The sequence below is a fragment of the Sinorhizobium arboris LMG 14919 genome, assembly GCF_000427465.1.
Classification (GTDB): Bacteria; Pseudomonadota; Alphaproteobacteria; order Rhizobiales; family Rhizobiaceae; genus Sinorhizobium; species Sinorhizobium arboris.
Genome location: NZ_ATYB01000014.1, coordinates 1,943,135 through 1,959,755, shown reverse-complemented (window position 1 = coordinate 1,959,755; position 16,621 = coordinate 1,943,135). Strand labels below are relative to the sequence as shown.

The 16,621-nt window shown below is 62.2% G+C and carries 18 protein-coding genes and 1 pseudogene; 10 read left to right on the top strand and 9 right to left on the bottom strand.

Annotated features, from left to right (window positions below):
• The first annotated feature begins 127 nt into the window (after positions 1–127).
• Genes SINAR_RS0120815 through SINAR_RS1000000135640 form a run of 3 tightly spaced genes read left to right on the top strand, consistent with a single transcriptional unit; the run spans position 128 to position 2,141 of the window.
• Positions 128–1,072 carry an ABC transporter substrate-binding protein gene (locus SINAR_RS0120815; protein WP_028000856.1) on the top strand — a complete coding sequence of 315 codons (945 nt, stop codon included), beginning with the start codon at positions 128–130 and terminating at the stop codon, positions 1,070–1,072.
• A complete protein-coding gene (locus tag SINAR_RS0120810; RefSeq protein WP_028000855.1) occupies positions 1,060–1,758 on the top strand; it encodes a L,D-transpeptidase in 699 nt (232 codons plus the stop codon). Before SINAR_RS0120815 ends, SINAR_RS0120810 begins: the two co-directional genes overlap by 13 nt.
• A gap of 47 nt (positions 1,759–1,805) precedes the next feature.
• Entirely contained in the window at positions 1,806–2,141 is a 336-nt protein-coding gene (locus tag SINAR_RS1000000135640; RefSeq protein ID WP_150824043.1) for a hypothetical protein, read from the top strand.
• Positions 2,142–2,307: 166 nt separating this feature from the next.
• On the opposite strand, the gene SINAR_RS0120800 is transcribed toward SINAR_RS1000000135640, so the two are convergent.
• Entirely contained in the window at positions 2,308–2,904 is a 597-nt protein-coding gene (locus SINAR_RS0120800) for a TetR/AcrR family transcriptional regulator (protein ID WP_028000853.1), read from the bottom strand.
• 2 nt (positions 2,905–2,906) lie between these two features.
• Positions 2,907–3,371 carry a nuclear transport factor 2 family protein gene (locus SINAR_RS0120795; RefSeq protein WP_028000852.1) on the bottom strand — a complete coding sequence of 155 codons (465 nt, stop codon included), beginning with the start codon at positions 3,369–3,371 and terminating at the stop codon, positions 2,907–2,909.
• Positions 3,372–3,733: 362 nt separating this feature from the next.
• Here SINAR_RS0120795 and SINAR_RS0120790 point away from each other — a divergent pair.
• Positions 3,734–3,907, top strand: a pseudogene (locus SINAR_RS0120790) (transposase); the annotation flags it as partial.
• Between the two features lie 328 nt (positions 3,908–4,235).
• Here SINAR_RS0120790 and SINAR_RS0120780 read toward each other — a convergent pair.
• Positions 4,236–4,838, bottom strand: a complete 603-nt coding sequence (locus tag SINAR_RS0120780) for a class I SAM-dependent methyltransferase (protein ID WP_028000850.1) — start codon at positions 4,836–4,838, stop codon at positions 4,236–4,238.
• Between the two features lie 194 nt (positions 4,839–5,032).
• On the opposite strand from SINAR_RS0120780, the gene SINAR_RS0120775 reads away from it, so the two are divergent.
• On the top strand, positions 5,033–6,259 hold the full coding sequence (locus SINAR_RS0120775) for an aminotransferase-like domain-containing protein (protein WP_028000849.1): 1,227 nt from the start codon (positions 5,033–5,035) through the stop codon (positions 6,257–6,259).
• A gap of 57 nt (positions 6,260–6,316) precedes the next feature.
• On the opposite strand, the gene SINAR_RS0120770 is transcribed toward SINAR_RS0120775, so the two are convergent.
• Positions 6,317–7,366, bottom strand: coding sequence for an aldo/keto reductase (locus SINAR_RS0120770; protein WP_028000848.1), 1,050 nt, complete (start codon positions 7,364–7,366; stop codon positions 6,317–6,319).
• Between the two features lie 37 nt (positions 7,367–7,403).
• Positions 7,404–8,078, bottom strand: coding sequence for a glutathione S-transferase family protein (locus tag SINAR_RS0120765; protein ID WP_028000847.1), 675 nt, complete (start codon positions 8,076–8,078; stop codon positions 7,404–7,406).
• A 183-nt stretch (positions 8,079–8,261) separates the two neighbouring features.
• On the opposite strand from SINAR_RS0120765, the gene SINAR_RS0120760 reads away from it, so the two are divergent.
• On the top strand, positions 8,262–8,807 hold the full coding sequence (locus SINAR_RS0120760) for a metal-dependent hydrolase (RefSeq protein ID WP_028000846.1): 546 nt from the start codon (positions 8,262–8,264) through the stop codon (positions 8,805–8,807).
• 102 nt (positions 8,808–8,909) lie between these two features.
• Here the strand turns inward: SINAR_RS0120760 and rpsU are convergent, their stop codons facing one another.
• From rpsU to SINAR_RS0120745, 3 genes are all read right to left on the bottom strand, one after another.
• Positions 8,910–9,146: a 30S ribosomal protein S21 gene (gene rpsU, locus SINAR_RS0120755; protein WP_026617658.1), complete on the bottom strand. Its 237-nt coding sequence runs from the start codon at positions 9,144–9,146 to the stop codon at positions 8,910–8,912.
• A 42-nt stretch (positions 9,147–9,188) separates the two neighbouring features.
• Positions 9,189–9,494: a hypothetical protein gene (locus SINAR_RS0120750; RefSeq protein WP_028000845.1), complete on the bottom strand. Its 306-nt coding sequence runs from the start codon at positions 9,492–9,494 to the stop codon at positions 9,189–9,191.
• Positions 9,495–9,678: 184 nt separating this feature from the next.
• The gene (locus SINAR_RS0120745) at positions 9,679–9,888 is read right to left on the bottom strand and encodes a cold-shock protein (protein WP_028000844.1); all 210 of its coding nucleotides are present in this window, start codon (positions 9,886–9,888) and stop codon (positions 9,679–9,681) included.
• A 381-nt stretch (positions 9,889–10,269) separates the two neighbouring features.
• On the opposite strand from SINAR_RS0120745, the gene SINAR_RS0120735 reads away from it, so the two are divergent.
• From SINAR_RS0120735 to SINAR_RS0120720, 4 genes are all read left to right on the top strand, one after another.
• Positions 10,270–11,250 (top strand): ABC transporter substrate-binding protein, encoded by a 981-nt coding sequence (locus SINAR_RS0120735; RefSeq protein WP_028000843.1) that lies wholly within the window; start codon positions 10,270–10,272, stop codon positions 11,248–11,250.
• Between the two features lie 7 nt (positions 11,251–11,257).
• A complete protein-coding gene (locus tag SINAR_RS0120730) occupies positions 11,258–13,291 on the top strand; it encodes an ABC transporter permease (protein ID WP_028000842.1) in 2,034 nt (677 codons plus the stop codon).
• The gene (locus SINAR_RS0120725) at positions 13,279–14,337 is read left to right on the top strand and encodes an ABC transporter ATP-binding protein (RefSeq protein ID WP_028000841.1); all 1,059 of its coding nucleotides are present in this window, start codon (positions 13,279–13,281) and stop codon (positions 14,335–14,337) included. The genes SINAR_RS0120730 and SINAR_RS0120725 overlap by 13 nt, the downstream gene beginning before the upstream one ends.
• A 133-nt stretch (positions 14,338–14,470) precedes the next feature.
• Positions 14,471–16,183 (top strand): HAD-IIB family hydrolase, encoded by a 1,713-nt coding sequence (locus SINAR_RS0120720; protein WP_028000840.1) that lies wholly within the window; start codon positions 14,471–14,473, stop codon positions 16,181–16,183.
• Positions 16,184–16,218: 35 nt separating this feature from the next.
• Here SINAR_RS0120720 and SINAR_RS0120715 read toward each other — a convergent pair whose 3' ends face one another.
• Positions 16,219–16,413 (bottom strand): hypothetical protein, encoded by a 195-nt coding sequence (locus SINAR_RS0120715; RefSeq protein WP_003537108.1) that lies wholly within the window; start codon positions 16,411–16,413, stop codon positions 16,219–16,221.
• Between the last annotated feature and the right edge of the window lie 208 nt (positions 16,414–16,621).

Genomic DNA, 16,621 nt, shown 5'->3' with positions numbered 1-16,621 from the left:
AGTGCATGCGGTGTAACCGGAAGTTGACGGGACTCGGCAAGCCGTGCATTGTGCCCTCCAAGGAAGATACGGCTCAGCAGGCATTCGCATAGGGACGACGTTCAGTTAACGATTTTCGGGGGGCACTGTGAGGAGAGGCCTGGATTTCCTTTGCGCGGCGGCGCTAACGGTCGTCGTGGCCGCACCGGCAGCGGCGGCGGATCTGGTGATCGCGATGCCTCCCTGGCCATCCGGACAGGCAGCCGCAAACATTCTCAAGCTCGGCATCGCCAAGAAATTCAGCCTCGATGCGGAGGTGCGCGAACTCGGAACATTGACTGCCTTCATCGGTCTCGAAAAGGGCGAGGTCGATATCCAGCCGGAGGTTTGGCGGCCGAATTTCGACGAGCTCGTCAGGAAGTTCGTGACCGAAAGGGCCGTCGTGACGCTCAGCGAGCGTGCGGTGCCGGCATGGCAGGGGATTTGCGCCACGCCGGAAGCGGCGACGACGATCAAGTCGGTCGCGGATCTCGGCGATCCGGGCAAGACCAAGATCCTGGATACCGACGGCGACGGGCGCGGCGAAATGTGGATCGGCGCCGCCGAGTGGCTTTCGACCGGGATCGAACGGGCGCGGGCGGCGGGCTATGGCTATGCGGAGAATCTGACGCTCGTCGAGGCCAAGGAGGACGTGGCGATGGCGGCGGTCGACGCGGCAATCGCGACCGCGCGCCCGATGGTCTTCTACTGCTACGCTCCGCACCACGTTTTCAAGCTGCACCAGATCTCCCGGCTCGATGAGCCGCCGCACGACCCTTCGAAATGGAAGATCGCGCCGCCAGACGATCCGCTGTGGGTCAGCAAGTCGAGCGCCTCCACGGCCTGGGACGCCGGGCAGTTTCAGATCGGCTATGCGACCGCTTTCGCAAAGAAGCATCCCGACGTCGCGCAGTTCCTGCAGAAGGTGGACTTCTCTCCGGATGAAGTGACGGCGATGAGCTACGCGCTCGAAGTCGAGCGGCAGACGCCGGAGGACTACGCCAGGAAGTGGGTTGAAAGCCACGCGGAACGGATCGACGGATGGGCGAAATGACGATGAGCCAGGAGTTCCCGAAAATACCGGTCGGCCGGCGCAAATTGGGCAGGGCGCTGCTTCTCCTCGGTCTTTGCCTCGTTCCGCTTGCAGCGCTTGCCCAGACGCAGATCTACGATTCCAAGACGAAGAAATGGGTGAATTACGACAAGAGGAAAGCGCGGCAATATTTTGCGCGAAACAATCAGGTTCCCGAGGCCTTTCGCCGGCAAATGGTGCCGTTCCGCACGGCAGAAGCCCCGGGCACGATCATCATCGACGGCAACCAGCATTTCCTCTATCTCGTGCAGCCTGGCGGTCAGGCGATCCGCTACGGCATCGGCGTTGGCCGCGAAGGTTTCGGCTGGGCGGGCATCGTTCGGGTGGGGCGCACGGCCGAGTGGCCGACCTGGACGCCGCCGGCAGAGATGGTCGCGCGCGATCCGAATGCGGCAAAATGGGCAGGCGGCATGCCCGGCGGACCGGACAATCCGCTGGGCGCTCGCGCGCTCTACCTTTACGAAGGCGATAACGATACGATCTACCGCATCCATGGTACGGTGGAGCCCTGGACTATTGGGCTGGACGTCTCCTCCGGGTGCATAAGAATGAACAATGAAGACGTCATCGACCTGCATTCGCGCGTCGCCGTGGGCGCGAAGGTCATCGTGCTGATGCAGGGGGCCGCGCTCTATAAGGGCGTGTGAATGGCCGATCGCGGCCGGCGGACTGGAGCGCGGAAGATAGGCGCGATATCGCAAGACCGGAGGATGTGGATTTGTCGACGAGTAAAGTGGGAAGCCGTTCCATTCGAGCGTCTGCGCTGGCTGCAGCCTTGCTTCTTGCCGGGTGCCAGTCGAACCCGGAACCTCAGGAAATGGCGCGCACGAGCCTCCAGACAGCGCCCGCAGACCTGCAGCTCCTGTGCGCCAATGCCGTCGTTGCCCAGGCCGGCGGCGCCAAGGTCCTGCCGACGAGTTCCCGACAACTCGACGCAACCAGCTACAGCGTCGAGCTCGATGCCGGCGGCCGCAAGTTCACCTGCATCGTGGACAGCAGCGGCAGCGTGAAGTCAGTTCAGCCGGCCTAGGCTCTGTCGACAAAGTTTTGTCCCGTCTCCCTGCGGACGCTGTGCTGAGACTCCTGCCGCTGGCATTTGACCGCTCGTGGAGTGGCGAGAATGCCCGAAATCCCGCCGCTCCGGCGCTGTGTCGATAGCTCCGCCAATCTCAGACAAGCCGACCTTCATTTTGCGGTCAATCGTCGACTGTGTCTTTGTTGTCAGAGGTATCGTTTTCGATCACCAATCGTCCCCGGAGTTGGTCGATAGCCCGTTGAAAAACGGCCGGATCGTCCATTGCCCGAGAAAGAACAATTGCTCCTTGAATAGTAAGAACGGCCTCTTCCGCGAGGATGCCCGATTGACCGGCTTCACGGCCCTGCCGAATAAGCGCTGACTGCAATGCGTCCACCCAAGCTTCGAAATAACCTCGGATGGCTTGCGCGAAGAGGTCACGCGTATTGGCGACTGCCAAGGCACCGACGAGGCACACGCGCCTGCCGGACCTGAAATATTGGTCCGTCGAGGCGAGCATTGCACCGATGGCGCCATTAGCATCGCTCTCGTTACGCAACGGGGAATATACGGCATCCTCGAACCATTGGCCGATTTCGCCGAGAACAGCCTGCAGCATCTCTTCCTTTCCGTTCGGGAAGAAGTGGTAGAGGCTGCCCTTCCCGAGACCGGTAGCCTTGCCGATCAAGGCAAGGCTTGCGCCTTCATAGCCATGTTCGCGGAAAACTTCGGCCAACGGGGCTATGGCGTCGGCTCTTTCAGCGACCATGCGGGCCATGATTAGAGGCCCAGATCGCTGAGGCTGGCGTGATCATCCGGCCGACGGCCAAGAGGCCAGTGGAACAAACGATCGCTTTCAGCAATCGGCATTTCATTGATGCTCGCGTGTCTGTGCGCCATCAGACCGTCCTCTGCGAATTCCCAGTTCTCGTTACCATAAGCACGGTACCAACGGCCGCCATCGTCGCGATATTCATACGCGTAGCGTACCGCGATGCGGTTACCGGTGAAAGCCCAAAGCTCCTTTATGAGGCGGTATTCGTGCTCCTTGTTCCACTTACGTGTCAGAAATGCCTGAGCTTCTTCGCGATTGCTCGCGAACTCGACGCGGTTTCGCCAGCGGGTGTCGAGCGTATAGGCCAGAGCGACTTTGGCCGCGTCTCGAGTGTTCCAGCCGTCTTCGGCCAACCGAATCTTTTCGATGGCGGTTTCGCGGGTGAAAGGGGGGAGTGGGGGACGTGACATCTTCAGTTCCTTGTCTAGCTGAGCAGTTGTACCGATTGGTAAAGAGTTTACCTAGCGGTACACTCGTGCGTGATTGTGTCGTTGTCAAGTGGCATTCCGTCTGACTGTTTGGGGTCGATTTGGAGCGGCGCGTGATAGCCTCGTTGGCGGCGACTGCCGGCCAGGCCGGAGCGTTCTCACTCTGGTGCGATCACGAGGGAGGCCGTACGCGTGAGCGTATTGTTTTGAAGACGGAGTTAATCTGGCCTAGGTCCTGTTGACCAAGTGGATTGCCAGATCAGTGGAAGCGTGATTCAAAACTGCCTTTTAGGAGGCGGTTTTGGCTCGTGGCGACCTGACGGATACGGAGTGGCGACCCGCCGGCATGCGACTTTCGGGCCTACAAGGATCGAAACCGCATCGAACGGATGTTCAATCGCCTCAAACAGTTCCGGCGCGTTGCAACCCGATACGACAAGACCAGAAAATCCTTCTCGGCTTTCCTCGCCCTGGCCGCAGCCAAGATATGGTTGCCGTACTTTGTCAACAGGACCTAGAGCTACCGGCTTTTCTTGTGCGTCGCAGTAACTAATGTTGCATCGCCAAAGGAAATGGAGAATTATTTTTCCAGTTCTGGCGTTTTTCTGTGATTTTTCTTCCAAAAATGTGGAGATTGTGTTCTGATACCATGGTGGGTAGGAGGAGCACTATGGCCACGATCATGCAGCACTTCGCTCTCTTCGATTTGCTCATTCTAGCTGCAATCTCTTTCCTTTTGATCTGCAGCTATTTCGGTGAGGGTGAGGCTTAAGACTCCGAGGGCGTTAACGCGTCCCATGAGCGGAATGCATCGGAAGTCATTATCGGCGTCTCACGCCGACGCGACTACCGCGGCTTGACCGCCGTGACATGAAGCCATCGGGTCGGCGTGCCGTCGTAGCTGCCCCCGTCCGTTTCGGTTATCTCTACTTCCGGCCACCCCGCATCTTCGAAGAGAGGCGTCAGATAGCCGCGCGAGGGATAATTGAAGAAGCGACCGTATCGATCGCGTCCTTCCGCCTCTCCCGACTTTAAACTGGCAGCAAGCACGCCGCCGCATTTGAGCGCACGGAATATGCGGCCGAGCACGTCGGCAAAGCGTGCGCGCGGTACATGCAGCAGACAGGCCTCGGCCCAGATACCGTCAAACGCATCGAGCGAGCACAATTCCTCAAATCGGAGCACGTCCACGCGTCTCCCGAGCAGACGCGAGGCTTCCGCCGCGAGTTCGGGAGAGCCGTCGGTCGGCCTTACGTCGAAGCCGCGCTCGAGCATATAGGCGCTATCCTGGCCGCTGCCGCAGCCAAGTTCGAGCACGCAGGCGCCGCGGGGCAGCCGAGAAAGGAATTCGTCCAGGCGGGCAGCGGGGGCGTTGCGTGGCCGTTGCGCATAGGACACGGCATTCTCGCGATAGAAGCGGTCGGTGTCGTCGCTGTCGGATGTCGGCAAAGGTGTGCTCTCTCGGTTCTCGCGTATTCGTTCCGGTCACGAGTTTTGCCGCAATGGCGCCCATATGCAACTTCCCTGGCCGGGCGGGTGACCGGCGAGCGACGGGAACGGAAGTCCGCGCAAGATAGGTCAGGAATATTGACTTAAATATCGCGCTGTGTTCATGTCGCTCGGGTGCAATCGGGAGGATCTCCATGCTGGATTGGGAAAGCATTTTTGCCACGCGCTCGAGCCGGATGAAGGCTTCGGAGATCCGCGAATTGCTGAAGCTGCTCGATCGTCCCGACATCATCTCGTTTGCCGGCGGCATTCCCGATCCGGAGCTTTTTCCGAACGATGCGTTCAGACGGGCTTACGCTGAGATATTCGCCGGGCCGACTGTAGGCGCAGCACTGCAGTATTCGGTAAGCGAGGGCTATCGCCCGCTTCGCGAGTGGCTCGCCGGTCAGATGGCGGCACTTGGCATTCCGGCCGGCGTCGACAACATCTTCATCACCTCCGGGTCGCAACAGGGGCTCGATTACCTCGGCAAGTTGTTCCTGTCGCCGAAAGACACGGCGCTCGTCACATGGCCGACCTATCTCGGCGCGCTGCAGGCTTTCAACGCCTACGAGCCGACCTATGACCAACTGAACCCCGCCGGCAACCGGACACCGGCGGCCTATGCCCAGGCCGCAGCCGAAGCAGGCGGGCGCGTCAAGTTTGCCTATCTCTCCGCCGACTTTGCCAATCCCACCGGCGAGACGGTGGACCGCACCGGGCGCGAACGCGTCCTGGAGCTTGCGGAGGAGCTCGACATCGCCATCATCGAGGATGCGGCTTACCAGTCATTGCGCTATGGCGGCGAGGCGATCCCGCCGATTCTTGCGCTGGAAATCGCGCGCAAGGGCGACATAAACAACACCCGCACGATCTATTGCGGCAGCTTTTCGAAGACCCTGGCACCGGGTCTTCGCGTCGGGTGGATCTGTGCCGCCGCGCCGGTGATCCGCAAGCTGGTGCTGATGAAGCAGGCCGCCGATCTTCACTCCTCGACGATCAACCAGATGGCGATCGCCACGGTCGCCGAGCGCGGCTTCGAGGAGCAGGTAGCCAAAATCCACGCGGCCTACAGGCAGCGGCGCGACGCGATGCTTGCGGCGCTCGAGACGTACATGCCTGCCGGCGTCACCTGGACGAAGCCCGAAGGCGGCATGTTCATCTGGGTAACCTTACCCAAGGGGATCGACGGCGCGGAACTGCTCGCCAAGTCGATCCAGACCGCCAAGGTCGCCTTCGTGCCCGGCCGCGCCTTCTTCGCCGACGGTTCCGGGGAAAACACGCTGCGGCTCAGCTTCTCCTGCGCCAACGACAGGATGATCGACGAGGGCATCCGCCGGCTCGGCGACCTCATGCGCGGCGAGGCCGCGCAAGCGGCATAAGCAGGCTCTGGATTTCGCCCCTGGTGTGTAGCGAACCAGCGATAGTGTTGCCGGTACTCAGATATGCGGCCCAAGCAGCGAGAGATCGGCTTCGCCGAGGCGGTCCTTGGCGGTCCAGAGCTGATGCCAATAGGGGTAGAGCACCGGTGGCAGGCTGACGGCATCGAGGAGCTCGCGCTCCTCATCGGTGAGCTTCAGGTCGGCGGCGGCGAGATTGTCGCGGAACTGGTCCTCGGTACGCCCGCCGATGATCACGGAGGTGACGGCCTTGCGGCCGATCAGCCAGGCGAGCGCCACCTGTGCCGGTGATACGTTGCGCTCGGCGGCAATCGCCACCAGCATATCGACGATTTTCCACAGCCGCTCCTCGTCGCGGATCGGCGGCTCGTTCCAGCCGGCGAGCTGGCGGGTGCCTTCGGGCGACTGGCCGCGTCTGTGCTTTCCCGACAGCAGGCCGCCGGCCAGCGGACTCCAGACGAGGATGCCAAGACCCTGATCGATCGAGATCGGGATCAGCTCGTACTCGGCCTCGCGGGCTTCGAGCGTGTAGTGAATCTGCTGGCTGACGAAGCGCTGGCGGTGTTCGAGCGCGCTGATACCGAGCGCCTTCATGATGTGCCAGCCGGAATAGTTGGAGCAGCCGATATAGCGCACCTTGCCCTGGCGCAGGAGCGTATCGAGCGCTTCCATCGTTTCCTCGAGCGGCGTCTGGCCGTCCCATTCATGCACCTGGTAAAGGTCGATCACATCGGTCTTCAGCCGCTTGAGACTCGCCTCGCAGGCGCTGATCAGGTGCTGGCGCGATAGGCCGCCGTCATTCGGACCCGGGCCCATCGAGAAGCGCGCCTTGGTGGCGATGAGTACGCCGTCCTTGCGCTTGCCACCGAGAACTTCGCCGATGATCTCCTCGCAGGCTCCGGTCGAATAGATGTCCGCCGTGTCGATCAGGTTGACGCCCGCATCCAGGCAGAGGTCGACATAGCGGCGGGCATCCGCGACACCGACATCGCCGACCTGCGCGAACTTGCCGCCGCCGCCGATCGTCATCGTGCCCATGGTGATGGTCGAAATCTTGAGCCCGGAGCGGCCGAGCCGACGATATTCCATTGTCTCGCTCCTTGCGTTGTTGGTCGAGTATGGGAGGTTAGAGGAACCTCGCGGGTATCGCGTCCTTGTAGGGAAATAGCGGGAAATATGGCCGCGCCTCGGCCAGTGTTCGCTGGAAGGAGGGGCGCTCCAGAAGGCGCTCGAAATAGGCGGCAAGGCTTGGATGCGTGCCGTCGAACGGGGCCACGATCCCTGCGTAGAAAAGGGCGGGCGCGGCAGCGCAGTCGGCAATCGAAAAGTTTTCTCCAACCGCGAAGAGCCGATCTTTGAAGTGGCGCTCGGCAAGCTCATACGCGTTCGCCAGCGCGGCTTGCGCATCGGCGACGCCGCGCCGGTCGTTTTCGCCGGAAGCACGCAGCGCGTCGGTAACGATCTTCTGCATCGGCACCTGGACGTAGAGATCGAAGAAGCGGTCCCAGAGCCGCGCCTCGAGCGCCAGGGCGTCGTCGCGCGGGATCAGCGGGTGACTTCCGGGGTAATGCCGGTCGAGATATTCGATGATGATCGAAGTCTCCGGCAATGTCCTGTCGCCCTCGCTGTCGTGCAGCATCGGGATTTTGCCGACAGGCCAGAGGTCCAGATAGCGCGCATGCTCCGCGGGATCGCCGAGATCCACCATCTGAGGCTGGAACGGTGTACCGGCTTCGTAGAGCGCGATCAGCACCTTGTGACAGAAGGATGCAAGCGGATGAAGATAGAGGGTGAGCGTCATGCGACATGTCCTTGGGCCGGCCCCCAGCTACTATAGCGCTGATTCGGGAAGGGAAAAGTACGCTTCTCTGCAGTGCCCTCGATGGTGGAGTTCGTCGGCTGACCTAACCGAAGGTTGCCATGAAAATGCCGGGATGACCTGATGGTCTGCAGCCGACGACGATGCCAGCCAGGATTCCTTTCGATGTTCATTGCCCATCTTCCCGCCGGTTACCTTCTCACCCACGGCATCGCGCGAAAGCATGATACGATCCGACGGCGGGCGCTCACCGTCGGGTTGATCTTTTCCGTGCTCCCGGATCTCGATCTACTGTATTTTTACTTCGCAGACGGCCGGCGTACGCCCCATCACGACTACTTGACGCATTCGCCGATCTTCTGGCTGGGAGTTGCGGCACTCACGGCGGCGACGCTGATCCTTGCCGGCAGGCGGCGGTATATTTTCTTCGTCTGGGTCGCGCTTGCCAACGTGATGATGCATCTCTTCCTCGATTCGATCGCCGCCGACATACGCTGGTTCCATCCCTTTGCGGAGACGCGCTTCAACCTCGTCGAGGTGCCGGCCCGCTTTGAGCCGTGGTACCTCAATTTCATACTGCATTGGACGTTTGCGGCAGAAATTGCGATCTGCGCGGCCGCGTTGTGGGTCTGGCGGCTGCAAAGGCGCAGGAATCGGGATCGCAGGGTCGAAGGTAACGCCGCAGTGGGGACCGAGCGAATTCACGCATGAAAACGACGCGCAGGGCGCGTCGCAAAGTGGTATCAGTCCAGAGCGCCGCGCGCTTACCAGACCTGCAAAGATCGCAGCTGCCGCGCAGCCGGAGGGCGCGCCTCAGCGCGCGCGGGCGACCTTTTTCGGCGACGGCAGCAGGCCTTCGCGCTGCAGCTTCTTGCGCGCCAGTTTGCGGGTGCGACGGACGGCTTCGGCCTTTTCGCGGACGCGCTTTTCGGACGGTTTTTCGTAGGCGCTGCGCATCTTCATCTCGCGGAAGACGCCTTCACGCTGCATCTTCTTCTTGAGAACGCGAAGGGCCTGGTCGACGTTGTTGTCTCTGACGAGTACCTGCAAACTGTATCCTTTCCGTTTTCTTGGGCTTGCTGATTTGGGTTCTTATTTCGGCGTCCTGGTGCTCAAGGGTTTGAGCCAGGGCTTGGGTTTGAAGCAGGGCCTGCCGGCGGCCGTTGCCGCCGGGCCGTGCTCCGGGACCGGCGAAACGGTTTCCGAGGGATCGATATCGTGTTCGAAGATACGCCGATCGAAGTTCTCCGTTCCGAACCGCACCCGATACTGCGCTTCCCCATGTTCGGCCGCGGGCAGGACCGACACGATGCGACAGGTCCGGTCTGCAGCCGCCGTGCGCGTGAGATCGGCTCTCAGGACGACACTGTCGCCAACGCTGCAAGTGTTCCGGTTCATGCCCATCTCCTTCGTCCCCCATCTCCTCCGTCCATGCCGCCCAGGGCGGCACAAGCAAAAAAAGGCCGGGCGTTACCCCGACCTCCTCTTGAGCGCCGCGCGTCTTTTCAGACGCGCAAGGACGCCCCGTCATTCAAACGCTCCCTGCCAGTACATCCGTGGTCAGCGGAGGCGAATGACGAATTTATGCGGCCCGCAGATTGTCTGCCGAGCTCTTGCCGGACCTGGTGTCGCGCACGATGTCGTAGGTAACCTTCTGGCCTTCTACGAGCGAACGCATTCCAGCGCGTTCAACGGCAGAGACGTGCACGAACACGTCCGTCGCGCCATCGTCAGGCTGAATGAAGCCGAAGCCTTTGGTGCTGTTGAACCACTTTACGGTGCCTGAGTTCATAACGATTTCCTTTCAATCGCTAGAGTTTCCGGACGAATATCAGCCCGGCTTGATCGATATTGAGAGGAAATCTGACGAAGCGCGTCGGCGCGTAGACAAAGGTCACAAGCAAGTTTCGATGGGCTATATATAAAGGCTGCTTCGAGATATGCAATGGACGAACCGAATTTAATTGCGCGAAGGCCTAACCGACAGCGGAAAATACGATCAAGCTGCTGATTTGAATCAGAAAATATATTTTCGGGAGATCGCCCGAAATCGTTCGGGGAATGTGCTGGACGTGCGGAAAAGGTGAGGTGCTTCCGCTTTTGCACTGTCACACCCTTGTAAAACACCGGCTCTATCCCTCGGCGCGATCTTTCTCCGACCAAGGGCAAATTCATGAAAACGCTTCTCCCCGCCGTCGCCGCGGCGCTCGTCGCCGGCCTTATGTCCACTGCCGCTTTCGCTGAAAGCCTCGTCCTTTACACCAGCCAGCCGAATGAGGATGCGCAGGCGACGGTGGATGCTTTCGAGGCGGCGAATCCGGGCATCGAGGTCGAGTGGGTGCGGGAGGGGACGACGAAGATCATGGCCAAGCTGATGGCCGAGATCGAGGCGGGCAACCCGGTGGCGGATGTGCTTCTGATCGCCGATACGGTGACGATGCAGCGGCTGAAGGAAGCGGGGCATCTGATGGCCTACAAATCTCCGGAAGCGGCGGCTTACGACGACTCGCTGTTCGATGCGGACGGCGCCTATTATTCGACGAAGATGATTACGACCGGCATCATCTACAACACTTCCGCTGCGATGAAACCGGCCAGCTGGCAGGACCTTGCGACACCGGAGGCCAAGGGTCTCGTCACCATGCCGAGCCCACTCACCTCCGGTGCGGCGCTGGTCCACGCGCAGACGCTTGCCGGCATCGGCGGACTCGGCTGGGACTATTACAAGGCGCTCGCCGAAAACGGCGCGACCGCCGCCGGCGGCAATGGCGGCGTGCTGAAAGCGGTCGCGACCGGCGAGAAGGCCTATGGCATGGTGGTCGATTTCATGGCCATCCGCGAAAAGGCCAAGGGCGCGCCGGTGGAATTCGTCTTCCCGGCGGAGGGCGTTTCCGCCGTTACCGAGCCGGTTGCGGTTCTGAAAACTGCGAAGAACCCCGAGGCAGCAAAGAAATTCATCGACTTCCTGCTTTCCGAAGAAGGCCAGCAAGTGGCGGCGAAAATGGGCTATATCCCGGCCCGCAACGGCGTAGCCTTGCCGGCGGGTTTCCCGGCCCGGGAGACGGTCAAGGTGCTGCCGGTCGATGCGGCCGCAGCCGTGAAGAATTCCGCGGCGGACCTGAAAACCTTCTCCGGCATTTTCGGTGCCGACTGAGCTTCCGATGCCCGACACCGACGAGATCGCCCGCAGCCGCCGCTGGATACCCCATGCGCCTGCTGCGGGCCCGGATCCTGAGGGGCGTTCCGGCTTGAAAATGCTGGAGCGCCCTCTGCGCGTTCTGTCGACGGCGCGGGCTTGGCAGTGGCTTCGACTTGCATTTGGCGGGGCGATGGCGGACGGGGCCGGCCGAAGCAACGAACCGACCGGGGTCCAGCTGCCGAAAGCGCTTACGCGGACCCTGCGCGGCTTCGAAGTCCCGCCGTCACCTTACGTGACGGAGGATTCACGCAAGTCGAGCTCCTCGAAAATCGGGCCGGGGTGGCGATCGGCATTTTTCCGGCTTCGCGGCCAGCGCATGTGTGCGGGCAGGGAGCCCGCATGGCTCCTGGCTTTTGTACTCGGGGCTGTCTTCCTGCTTTCTGCGCTACCGCTGATCCGCCTCGGATGGGCGGGCTTCGAGGGGCTCGAACGAGGCGGGGCGGTGAGAGTGCTGTTCGAGGCGGCGACCTTCGCGGCGCTCCGCAACACGCTGATTACGGCCACGGGCGGCATGGCGATCTCGCTTGTGGTCGGTGCGCTCTTCGCCTTTGTCGTGGCGCTTACGGATATCCGCGGCAAGCTTGCCTTGAGCTTCGCCTTCATTCTGCCGATGATGATCCCGCCGCAGGTGACGGCGCTCGCCTGGGTCGAAATGTCCGGGCCATCGAGCCCCCTGCTCAAGACGCTGGGGCTCGCACCGCCGCTCGGCAGCCCGCAGCCGTTCTATTCGCTCGCGGGCATTGCCTTTCTTCTCGGCGTCCAGCATGCGCCGCTGGTCTTCCTGGCGATCAAGGCCGGGCTTGCGGCGACGCCGCGCGACGGGGTCGAGGCGGCGCGGCTGTCCGGCGCCTCGCCCTGGCGCGTCTTTCGCGATATCGTTGTGCCGCTTTCCTCTCCAGGGATCATCGCCGGAGCGGCGATCGCCTTCGTCTCCGGTATCGGCAATTTCGGTATTCCGGCGATACTCGGCATTCCCGCCTCGATCGAGACGCTGCCGACCTTGATCTTCAGCCGGCTTGCGAGTTTCGGTTCGTCCACCTTCGGCGAGATCGCCGTGCTTTCGACGCTGATCGCGCTGATTTCCGCTGCAGGGCTGCTTCTGCAGCAGCGAGCGCTCAAGGGCAGGGAGTATCGCCTGATCGGCCTTGCCGGCGCGGGGGCCGCCTTCACGCTCGGGCGCATCCGGATCGCCGCGGAGGCGCTGCTTTGGGCGATCCTGGCACTGCTGCTGATCGCACCGCTGCTGGCGCTCTTCGCAAGTTCGCTGGTGCCGGCCTACGGCGTGCCGCTCGATTTCGACACCATGTCCCTGAATGCCTATCGCGAGATACTCTTCCGCCAGACGGTGACGCTGACGGCGCTCAAAAACTCCGTCTTCCTCTCCTCTGCAGCTGCGGTCGGGTTGCTTGTCGTCACTGTCCCGGCCGGCTACCTGCTCGCAACGCGACGCGGGCGGCTTGTCAGTCTCCTGGCGATCCTGATCGAGATCCCCTATGCGCTGCCCGGCATCGTGCTCGCAGTCGCCTTCATCCTTGCCTTCGCGGCACCGCTGCCGCTGATCGGCGTTTCGATATACGGCACGATCTGGATCATTCTCGCTGCCTATTTCTCCTCCTTTCTCGCCGTGAGTCTCAAGCCGGTGATGAGCGCCTTCCTGCAGATGGATCCCTCACTCGAGGAGGCGGCGCGGCTGGCGGGGGCGGGGTTGCTGCGCCGCATGCGCGACGTGCTACTGCCGCTTCTGGCACCGGCTGCCGGCGCCTCGATCATCCTCGTTTTCCTGATCGCGGCGAACGAGCTGACCGTCTCGGCGCTCCTCTGGTCCGCCGGCACGCAGACGCTCGGCGTTGCGATCTTCAATCTCGACGACAGCGGCTCCTCCGATCTTGCCTCGGCCCTTTCGGTGCTGGTCGTCCTCATGGTCATCGGGTTAATGGCGGCGCTCGAATTCTTCGCGAAATATCTGCCGGAAGGCGTGCTGCCATGGCGCAACTGATCCTCAACCACCTGACCAAGGACTTCGGTACCAAGGCGCCCGGCGGCGGGAGGCCGGCGGTTTCGGACGTGTCTCTGGCGCTGCGCAAGCGGGGATTCCTCGCGCTGCTCGGGCCATCGGGCTGCGGCAAGACAACGGTGCTTCGGATGATCGCCGGCTTCGAGCAGCCGACGGACGGCTCGATCGAATTCGGCGAGCGCAGGCTTTCGGATGCGACCCGGGTGCTGCCGCCGGAAAAACGCAACATGGCCATGGTGTTTCAATCCTACGCGCTCTGGCCGCATATGACTGTGGCGGAGAATGTCGGTTATCCCCTGAAACTACGCGGCATCTCCGGCGGGGCATGGCGCTCACGCGTCGCAGAGGCACTCTCGCTCGTCGAGCTTACGGATTTCGCCGACCGGCGGCCGGCCGCGCTTTCCGGCGGTCAGCGGCAGCGGGTGGCACTGGCGCGCTGCCTTGTGACGGAGCCGGACATCGTGCTGCTCGACGAGCCGCTTGCCAATCTCGATCAGCACTTGAGAAAGGCGATGGAGGAGACCTTCCGCATCTTTCACGAACGCTCCGGCGCGACGATGATCTATGTGACGCACGACCAGGCCGAGGCAATGGCGCTTGCCACCGATGTCGCGGTGATGTCGGAAGGCAAGCTTCTCCAGGTGGCGCCGCCGGCGCAAATCTATGCACGCCCGGAGGGGCGGGTGGTCGGGGGCTTGATCGGCCGCGGTGCGATCGTGCAGTTGAGATTGCCGGAGGGAGCGGGGCGTGAGCTCGATTGGCCGCTCCTCGGCGCCGCGCTTGGTGGCGGGCGCCCGGGCGGCCATGCAGGTGAGGGGGCGCTTTCCGATGTGCTCATCCGTCCGCAACAGGTCCATCAGAATAGCGAAGGCATTCCGATGCGGGTCGTCTCCTCGGTCTTCGAGGGCGAGCGCTCTTTGCTTACGCTCGCGCTCCCGGACGGGCAGAAGCTCAAAGCCTATAGCAGGCAGGCGCTCTGCCAGGGCGCCCGCGTTCCATTCGTCGTGAGCGGGGGCTGGCGGCTTTAAGCGGAGCTCGCATGACAGGCGGCCTTGCGGGCCGGAACCAGCCTTGGCCTTGCACGTTCCACCGTGCAGCACGACAATGGCGGCTAACGGTCGATCGGATCCGGCGGCCGGCAACAGAGGAGGCGGCGCGCAGATGTATGTCATGGCTCTTGCGACGGATTACGACGGCACACTCGCCGATTATGGTGCCGTTCGGCCGGAAACTCTGGAGACTCTGAAGAGGCTTAAGGAGACCGGACGCAAGCTTCTGCTCGTGACCGGGCGCGAACTGCCGGATCTCAAAAGTGTCTTCCCCGAAATCGATGTGTTCGACAAGGTTGTGGTCGAGAACGGTGCGCTGCTCTATACGCCCGAAACCGGCGAGGAACGGCTGCTTGCGCCCTCACCGCCGGAGGCCTTCATCGAGCGCCTCAAGGAAAAGGGCGTCGACAGGATGTCGGTGGGCCGTTCCATCGTCGCCACCTGGGAGCCATTCCAAACAGCCGCGCTCGAAGCGATCAACGAGCTCGGCCTCGAACTCGAGATCATCTTCAACAAAGGGGCCGTCATGGTGCTCCCGACGGGTGTGAACAAGGCGACTGGGCTGAAGGCTGCCCTGAAGGAGATGGGGCTTTCCTTTCTCAACGTGGTGGGAGTCGGCGATGCCGAGAACGACCATGCGCTCTTGAGAACGTGCGGCTGCGGAGCCGCGGTTGCCAACGCCTTGCCCGCGCTCAAGGATACGGCCGACGTGGTCCTCGAGGGTGTGCGCGGGGCCGGCGTCGAGCAACTGATGCACCGGATCATGGAGTCCGACTATGCGTTGTGCGCAAGTGCCCGCCATCAGGTGCCGATCGGTGAGGATGACGAAGGACCGGTGGAGATCGGACCGCGGGACGTGCTGCTGATAGCGGGGAGTTCCGGCATCGGCAAGTCAAGGCTGGCGACCGCCCTTGCGGAGCGATTACGGGAACGGCGGTTCCAGCTCTGCATATTCGATCCGGAGGGCGATTATGAGGGGCTTGAAGGCGCCGTGACCGTGGGTAACGGCTCTGTTGCGCCTACCGGCAGGGAGGTGCTGGAACTCCTGGCCAATCCGGACGACAACGTCGTCGTCAGCGCAACGGGCGTCGAACCCAACGAGCGGCCCGAGTTCTTCGCCGGCCTGATGCCCGACCTGTCGGCGCTGCGTGCCAGGACGGGCAGGCCGCATTGGCTGATTATCGACGAGGCCCATCACCTCATGCCCGCAGCGCGCGACAGTGCCTCTCTCGCGCTTTCCGACGACCGCTCCGGCATGATCATGATCACCGTCCATCCGGACTCCGTCTCGCCGGATGCGCTCAAGGAGATCACTGCGGTCGCAGCGCTCGGTCCGAAGGCGCGCGACGTAATCGCCACGCTATGCTCCGTCTTCGATGAGGCGCTGCCGGACGGGCTGGATGTCCCTTTCGGGGAAGACGAGGTTCTTTTCTGGCGGCGCACGCCGCCCGCGCGGGTTCGGCGGATCAAGGCCGAACAACCCCGAGAAGCCCGCAAGCGGCATACGCGCAAATATGCCGAGGGCCGGTTGGGCGAGGATGCAAGCTTCTATTTCCGCGGTCCGAAGAATGAGATGAATTTGCGCGCCCACAATCTGACGATGTTTCTGCAGATCGCCGAAGGGATAGACGATAAGACCTGGGAGCACCATTTGCGCCGCGGCGATTACTCGAAGTGGTTCGAGGAACGCATCGGCGACGAGGAATTGGCCGAGGAGGCGGCAGGGATAGAAGAGGATCGCTCGCTCTCGCCCGCCGAAAGCCGGCAGAGGCTGGCCGACGCCGTGCGCCGACGTTACACCGCACCCGCATCCGAAGCGGGTTAAGCCGGCGCCCGCCGCGGGTCGAAAGGACGACCTCTTTACTTTTTCGGCTTCTGCTTCGAGGCGGCGCTTCGGCCGTCCGAGCTTTTCGAACGTTCGTCGAACCGCTCGGCGCCTTTCCTAAGGTCGGATCCCTTTTGTGCTTCTGTCTTTTTCTCTTCCTTGGCGGCGCTTTTGCGCAGGCCGGTGGCGGATTGCTTGCCCTTCGCCGTCGGGGCTTGTTCGATACCCATGGCAGCCATTCCTCCTTGAGCGAACCCGGATTGAACGTGCAACGGTATTTCTTTGTTCCTGTGCCGATGGAGGTAGTTGTGGACTGCCTTGATTTTGTCGCTCTTGCCTTCTCCGTGGCTTTTTTGAATTCCTAGAATGACGAAGCCTGATTCGCGCCGCACCGCATTCGATCTCCGTGTTCCGAGTTTTCGGGCGGCCGGGGAACTG

What these genes read in the sequence shown, in the direction of transcription:
- SINAR_RS0120730 (WP_028000842.1), top strand. Translation starts at nt 11,258, where the DNA reads ATGCCCGACACCGACGAGATCGCCCGCAGCCGCCGCTGGATACCCCAT.
- SINAR_RS0120745 (WP_028000844.1), bottom strand. Translation starts at nt 9,888, where the DNA reads ATGAACTCAGGCACCGTAAAGTGGTTCAACAGCACCAAAGGCTTCGGC.
- SINAR_RS0120810 (WP_028000855.1), top strand. Translation starts at nt 1,060, where the DNA reads ATGGGCGAAATGACGATGAGCCAGGAGTTCCCGAAAATACCGGTCGGC.
- SINAR_RS0120725 (WP_028000841.1), top strand. Translation starts at nt 13,279, where the DNA reads ATGGCGCAACTGATCCTCAACCACCTGACCAAGGACTTCGGTACCAAG.
- SINAR_RS0120795 (WP_028000852.1), bottom strand. Translation starts at nt 3,371, where the DNA reads ATGTCACGTCCCCCACTCCCCCCTTTCACCCGCGAAACCGCCATCGAA.
- SINAR_RS0120760 (WP_028000846.1), top strand. Translation starts at nt 8,262, where the DNA reads ATGTTCATTGCCCATCTTCCCGCCGGTTACCTTCTCACCCACGGCATC.
- SINAR_RS0120775 (WP_028000849.1), top strand. Translation starts at nt 5,033, where the DNA reads ATGCTGGATTGGGAAAGCATTTTTGCCACGCGCTCGAGCCGGATGAAG.
- SINAR_RS0120765 (WP_028000847.1), bottom strand. Translation starts at nt 8,078, where the DNA reads ATGACGCTCACCCTCTATCTTCATCCGCTTGCATCCTTCTGTCACAAG.
- SINAR_RS0120735 (WP_028000843.1), top strand. Translation starts at nt 10,270, where the DNA reads ATGAAAACGCTTCTCCCCGCCGTCGCCGCGGCGCTCGTCGCCGGCCTT.
- SINAR_RS0120800 (WP_028000853.1), bottom strand. Translation starts at nt 2,904, where the DNA reads ATGGCCCGCATGGTCGCTGAAAGAGCCGACGCCATAGCCCCGTTGGCC.
- SINAR_RS0120720 (WP_028000840.1), top strand. Translation starts at nt 14,471, where the DNA reads ATGTATGTCATGGCTCTTGCGACGGATTACGACGGCACACTCGCCGAT.
- SINAR_RS0120770 (WP_028000848.1), bottom strand. Translation starts at nt 7,366, where the DNA reads ATGGAATATCGTCGGCTCGGCCGCTCCGGGCTCAAGATTTCGACCATC.
- SINAR_RS0120750 (WP_028000845.1), bottom strand. Translation starts at nt 9,494, where the DNA reads ATGAACCGGAACACTTGCAGCGTTGGCGACAGTGTCGTCCTGAGAGCC.
- SINAR_RS0120715 (WP_003537108.1), bottom strand. Translation starts at nt 16,413, where the DNA reads ATGGGTATCGAACAAGCCCCGACGGCGAAGGGCAAGCAATCCGCCACC.